Here is a 6,034-nt window from a genome sequence, read left to right as displayed (position 1 = left end):
ATTCTCTCGTGATGTAAGCAATCCTCTTCATCTCAGGCGCCTGATCGTCGCATCGTCCTTAACGCGACACAACCAACACCGCAGCCCCCCCTGACCGAACTCGCCCACCGGGTCGATGTACTTCCTGAGGCGGGCCGGACAGCGCGGATTCACAGCATAGTCGCCGCCATCAGGGAACTGCCCGCCGAACACCGCAGCATCCCGCAAGCAGTACTTGAGGAGGCTCAGGCGCGAATTCGACGACCCGACGTCCGAGGTCGACATTGACGCGCTTGCCGCTCGATATGCAGACATCGCTACTGGTCGAAGTCGCTCAGGGAAGGGGCGCCGGCAGAGGGAGCCTTCGCCTGATTTTACTTTTTTGGGGGTTGGGCAAAATTAGCCTTAACGCGACAGAACCCTCAGGAATCCTGCGCGCCACCATGCGCCTGCAGTGCCGCATGTTCCGACTGGGGCGCCGGCTGCACGGGCAGTTCCGCCGCTGCGTCGAACCAGGTGTCGTCCCCACTTGCCGTCCCCTCGGATCCGTCTTCCCATTCGTCGCGCGCGTCGTGCCACTCGGTGCCGATCTGCGCGAGCGTATCGACCAGGGTACGTTCGGCGGACGCCCGCTGCGAGGGGCTGAAGAACAGCGGATCGCGCGCCACGCCCGCCATCTCGACCTCGGCTTCGGCGTGCACACCCTCGGCAGCCGGCGAGCGGCGGCCGGCGACCAGATCGAAGCCTAGGGCCATCGCGCTCCGGCCGAGGTTGATCGCGTGCCGTTGGCCCCAGCCGAGTGCTCCGCTCGTGGCCATGAGGCCCTTGGACAGGACGTCGCCGGCTACCCGGCCGAAGAGCATGTAGGCCGCCGTGTAGCCGACGGTCCCGGCGATGAAGCCCGAGGGGTTGCCCCTGGGGTCGTCCATGTAGCCGTTCATCAGCGCGGCTACGGAGAAGGGCAGGCCGATCGTCATGCCGCCGACCGTGTCGCTCACGCTGTCGTTCATCCCCGTGAGCGAGACGTGCGGGCTCAGCGCTTCACAGAGCAGGAACGTCGACGAGACGACCGCATCGGCGATGAAGTCGGGCAGGGCCAGCCCGTCCTTGCGCATCAGGGCGATGTTCGACCCGAGGACGGCGAAGGCGACGGTCGCCAGTGCCAGCTTTCCCTTCAGGGCGGGATTGTTCGCGAACGAGGCGTCCAGCGTCCGGCGCACCGCATCCAGGGGACCTAGGCTATGGCTGGCGGCGACCGGGCTCTCCTGCCCCGTCCCGGTCGCCACGAGCCGCTCAAGGCCCGTCACGATTCTGGACAGGTCTTGTTTGAAGAAGGTGAGCTGCCGGTCCATGTGCGGGGTAATCCGCCGGTCCTGCTGGAACTCGCCGACGAAGCCGTCGATCTTGCGCAGACCCGCGCGCAGGTCGCCCAGGATCCCCTCGATGGGTTCCTTGAAGCCGCCGGGAAGATCGTGCCTGCGGTTGAACGCGCTGTTGAAGCGCAGCCGCATCGAATCCATCAGGTCCTGCCCCAGCCGTAGGCCGAACATCATCGCCCCTTGCGCCACCGCCGCGCCGGCGACGAAGCCGGCGTTGTGCTGCAGCGGCATGGCCTTGTCGTAGAAGGTCGGGACGGCATAGACGAGCGAGATGAAGAAGACCAGGCTGTGCCGGTTGATGGCGTGCTTCCTGAACAGCTTCGCGTCCGTCGTCGGGCGTCGCATGAGCGAGACCAGCTGTATCGCCGTGTAGGTGTAGGAGGCGATGTTGAATGCGGCGTAGGTGCCCGTCTTCTGCTTGAACAGCGTGGCCAGCGGCAGGGGGTAGAGCAGCAGCGTCAGCGCGCCTTGGAACATCCGCTTGGCGGCGCTCGCGTCGTGCTGCAAGGTGTCGATGTCGGTCTCGAAGCTGGTCATGACCGGTGCAAGGTAGCGTTGGGCCTCGGCCAGGAACTCGGCCTCCTCCGGCGTCGCCGCTTGCTTGTCCAGGTGCGACCGCAGTTCATCGACCTTCTCGCTCATGGCGGCCAGCAGCGTCTTCGGCTCGGGGCATCCGGGCTCGGTGACCAGCTCGTTGCGCAGCTTGCCCACGAACTCGACGTCATCGAACTGCTGGAGTTCCTGAACGACCGACAGGTTCCCCAGGAAGGCGGCGACCCGCGCCGAGCAATCGCGCAGCGGCAACCCGCTCTCGACGTCCCTCGCATTGCCGGGATGGGGCCGGCGCGGCGGCTGCGCCCCGGAACGAGCCGGTCGCGGGGGCAAGTCCCGGACGCCTTCGTCGATGGCCGGCATGTCTTCGGGCAGCGACGGCCGCCGGGTGGAGATCGACAGCAGGTCCGCGACGCCGGCCGCGGCGTTCGAAGGCGGTCCCGGGCGCGCGAGCGCGCGCGTGGCGCCCGTGGGCGACAGGGTGCCGCTGCCTGGTACCGCTTCCGGGTTGTGCGGATGCGCGTAAGGGCGACGGCTTGCGGTTTCGATATTCACGGTCGAGTCCTTTCGGTTCTGTCGCGTTAAGGGCGTCGGGCGGAGGCTGAGCGTCTTGCGGCGCCGTTCAACGAGTCGCCTTGTACTGCGGCGCTGACGCACAACCCGCTGCCAGAAAATCCACCATAGCAGTCGTAAGAATTGAGCAGCATTTCTTGATCATTCAGTATCTCCATGGATGTTGACGGATCCAATCGTGTGCACGTTTGAGCGCGAATTGGTGAGCGGTCTCAACGTCGGCGAAATGCGGTCCAATTAGGCCGGAGCGCTCGATGCGCTTGCTGTTTCCTGTGATCTCAAAACTCGCGCGATATTTGCTGTCGCGCACCGCTTCGGCGATCACGTAGATGGCGTAACCATGGGGCCCGTCTCCGTGCAGGCCGTGCAGCCTCATATGGCTCGGGCACCAACGCGTCGCCGGCTATTGAGTGTGGAATCGTGAGGTGTGTCGCAGTTCCTAGACGTCGCCTCACCGGCAACTGGCTGTCCAAAATCTGCGCTTTCTCGACCCAGCGTGCCGTTCGGTCGACGATGAGTGTCGTCTTTTTCCGTGAGGACGGTCGGCTGGGACGCCGCAGTAGTTTTGCTTTGCGCAGCAGTGACATCACACACCTCCGGGTCGGTCGCCGGGACAAGCTGGAATGCAATGCGTGCCATGGGTCCCAATGAGCGCAAGAGGACACTATTTTCCTTTTGCTGGCTGGGTTGCCACGTTTCAGGGCTACTCCAGCGAATGCAGGGCTGAGCGGTCTCAAATGGGGAGTGGATTTCTTTCGCCTGCGACGCTTCTGAGGTGTGTAACAGCTCAGTCAAATTGGGGAAACTGCGGCCGACGAGTGTGAGCCGCCGAGTCATCTCGGCCAATGTGCCATTGGTCAGCCACTCATTGAAACGCCGCCGACAAGTGGGCGGGGATGGATAGCAAACGGGAAGCTTCGACCAAGGCTGAGACGTTGACAGGAGCCACAGAACGGCGTTCGCGATTGTGCGGGGTGGGGCGCAAGGACGTCCGCGTCGAAACACGACGCTGCTCGGAGCGCTTGATAAAAGCGCTGATAGTTGCGCCCATTCGTCGTCCGTCAGCTCTTCAAAATCCATTCAGTTCTCCTCTATATTCGCCTAGCCACTAGTCCGTTAAGCCAATGAAATTGCACTGATCTAATAGTGCATGGGCAAAATGAATCTGCGTGAAACCGAGCGCGAAGAGCTGATGTCGATGCAGCGCAGCCGCACGATGGCCGTTGGTCTGGTGAGGCGTGCGCGGTTGATCCTGCTGCTCGACGAAGGGGCCTCGCGTGCGGCGATCATGGCTGAATTGCGCTGCGATTCGCGCTTCATCAGAACGTGGCAAACGCGATTCACCAGTGAGCGCCTGGCTGGCCTGTACGGCAGACATCCAGGTCGCGCGCCGCGACCTGACCTGGCAGGCCTTGAAGCGAGAGTGCTCGACTTCACGCTGCGACGCAAGCCGGCCGATGGCTCGACGCACTGGAGCAGCCGCAAACTGGCGGCGCAGCTGGGTATGGCCTTCATGACGGTGCAGCGTATCTGGCGCAAGCACGACATTCGGCCACATCGTCTCGATACCCACATGGTGTCCAACGATCCCGACTTTGAGGCCAAGGCCGCTGATGTGATCGGGCTGTACCTCAATCCGCCGTTGCATGCAGTGGTGTTCTGCGTGGACGAGAAGACAGCCATCCAGGCGCTCGATCGCAAGGACCGGATGTTGCCGCTCTCGCCCGGGCGCGCCGAGAGCTATGGCTTTGAATACAAACGCAACGGCACCCTGAGCCTGTTCGCCGCATTGAATGTCGCCACCGGTGAAGTGCTGGGCAAAACCGCGCCACGCCATACCAGCGCCCAGTTTGTCGCGTTCCTCACCGAGGTGGTATCGGCCCAGTCGCGCGGAAAGGAGATCCACGTGATCTGCGACAACGTGAGCAGCCACAAAACCGACGCCGTTCAAGCATTTCTGGCTGACCATCCGAAGGTCTCGATACATTACACCCCCTCGTATTCGTCATGGCTGAATCAGGTCGAGAACTGGTTTGCCCGCATCCAGCGCGCCGTCATTGCGCGTGGTGTATTCACCAGCACCATGGATCTCGACAAAAAGCTCATGCGTTATATCCGTCAATACAACAAGCAGGCGCTCCCCTTGAAATGGAAGTACTCCGATCCATCGCGGCGAATCCGGTGCAATTCATCCGGTTCAACGGACTAGGCTTCTCAAAATGTTTGTGTCACGATGTTGATATCTTTTTTGAAGATGAAGTCGCTCAAAGTTTGACCTGCCGCCCCAACGCCACCGGCTTACGCGAATCGGCGATACCCATCGGCCCCATGGCCCGATACACGCCGACCACCCGGTTAAAGCGCGAGGCCTGCAGGCTGGCGAGCGCAAACTCGGCGGAGAGCAGGTCGTTTTTCGGAGACCAGCACTTCCAGACAACCTATCAGACCGTCTTTGAACTTCAGCCGAGAAGGCCTTGATCGCGGCGGGCACGTCGAACATCGCATCCACCGCGCCTTCGGTGCGATCTGGACGATGATGCAGCCGGATGGCACCACCTCTCCCGGCTCGGCGCCGCGCGCCGTGACCACGCCCTCGATATCGCAAACCAGATCGGTATAGCTCAGGCGGCTCTGTGCGATGCTCACCAGCGACTGCGCCGAATCGACGTGCGACGGTGTGATTCTTGCCGCGCTTGGCGCTCAGCAACCCCGCTTTGTCGAGCGCGCCGCTTAAGAAAGCGTCCTGGTAACAGGCATGTAGACCATACGTCGGACCGGTTTTCGAAGCACCTTGCGGACGTCATCGACAATTGCTTCGGTCACGTCCACCGAAAAGCCAACCGCCATTCGCAAACTTTCGCATTGTGCAATCTCAACGCGAATTCAACGTTCTTTCGGCGGATTGAGGCTAATTTGGGGCCTTATTGCCGCGCTATCACCACTATGGATTGCCAGACCGATAACGGCGAATCAGCCGGATCCCCGATAAACCGAACTCGCTTGTAGTTACTCATATCCTCACCTCCGTGTGGGTCGGATGTCCACAATTGACTAATGCAATTTGCACGCCGGACAGACCGTCATATAGACACAACCCATCCACCGAGCTGACTGTCGAAAATGTCCAACATTTGTCGCACATCGGACAATTCCGGAGATAAATGGACGAGACATTGGACGGGCGTGCAAGCGGCTGTACGTATAGGTTTCCGACTTTCCAACCGCGCTCAAGCGTCACCTGGTTGCGCAATCTTTGAACCAGCGGCGTCGGCGGCGCCGATTTCCCGCGATAGTGACATCAGAAGGTGTTATGCACCTTTGTTAAGGGCTGCAAAGTGGACGAGCATAAGCACGGAGAACACGACGAAATGCAGACCAGCCAAGGTTTTGGGCAATCGCCCGTAGTCTCTGGTCAGTCGGCGGAAGCGGTTGAGCCAGCCGAAGCTATGCTCCACCATCCAACGTCGCGGCAACAGTACAAAGGGCTCTGGTGCAAATAGGGCCGGCGAATGGGTTAGAGTTGTCGGAAGAAGACGAACCGAGGAGCCACG

General features: G+C 61.6%; 5 protein-coding genes and 1 pseudogene. 1 reads left to right on the top strand and 5 read right to left on the bottom strand.

Features of this window, described 5'->3' with window-relative positions:
- Nucleotides 1-401 precede the first annotated feature (401 nt).
- Nucleotides 402-2,465 (bottom strand): type III secretion system effector XopAA, encoded by a 2,064-nt coding sequence (gene xopAA / locus ACOJB8_RS40560; RefSeq protein ID WP_475017849.1) that lies wholly within the window; start codon nt 2,463-2,465, stop codon nt 402-404.
- A gap of 390 nt (nt 2,466-2,855) precedes the next feature.
- A complete protein-coding gene (locus tag ACOJB8_RS40555; RefSeq protein WP_475017847.1) occupies nt 2,856-3,563 on the bottom strand; it encodes a transposase in 708 nt (235 codons plus the stop codon).
- Nucleotides 3,564-3,633: 70 nt separating this feature from the next.
- Between ACOJB8_RS40555 and ACOJB8_RS40550 the strand changes: the two genes are divergently transcribed.
- Nucleotides 3,634-4,692, top strand: coding sequence for an IS630 family transposase (locus ACOJB8_RS40550; RefSeq protein WP_475017845.1), 1,059 nt, complete (start codon nt 3,634-3,636; stop codon nt 4,690-4,692).
- A 146-nt stretch (nt 4,693-4,838) separates the two neighbouring features.
- On the opposite strand, the gene ACOJB8_RS40545 is transcribed toward ACOJB8_RS40550, so the two are convergent.
- The 3 genes and pseudogenes from ACOJB8_RS40545 to ACOJB8_RS40535 all read right to left on the bottom strand — a co-directional run.
- Nucleotides 4,839-5,129 carry a hypothetical protein gene (locus ACOJB8_RS40545; protein ID WP_342925442.1) on the bottom strand — a complete coding sequence of 97 codons (291 nt, stop codon included), beginning with the start codon at nt 5,127-5,129 and terminating at the stop codon, nt 4,839-4,841.
- A gap of 99 nt (nt 5,130-5,228) precedes the next feature.
- Nucleotides 5,229-5,327, bottom strand: a pseudogene (locus ACOJB8_RS40540) (amino acid ABC transporter substrate-binding protein); the annotation flags it as partial.
- Nucleotides 5,328-5,791: 464 nt separating this feature from the next.
- Nucleotides 5,792-6,034 (bottom strand): transposase (locus ACOJB8_RS40535; protein WP_475017842.1); only part of this gene is annotated, 243 nt, incomplete at its 5' end.

This window comes from Paraburkholderia sp. BR10141 (assembly GCF_056155635.1).
This window is presented reverse-complemented; position numbering and strand designations above follow the sequence as displayed.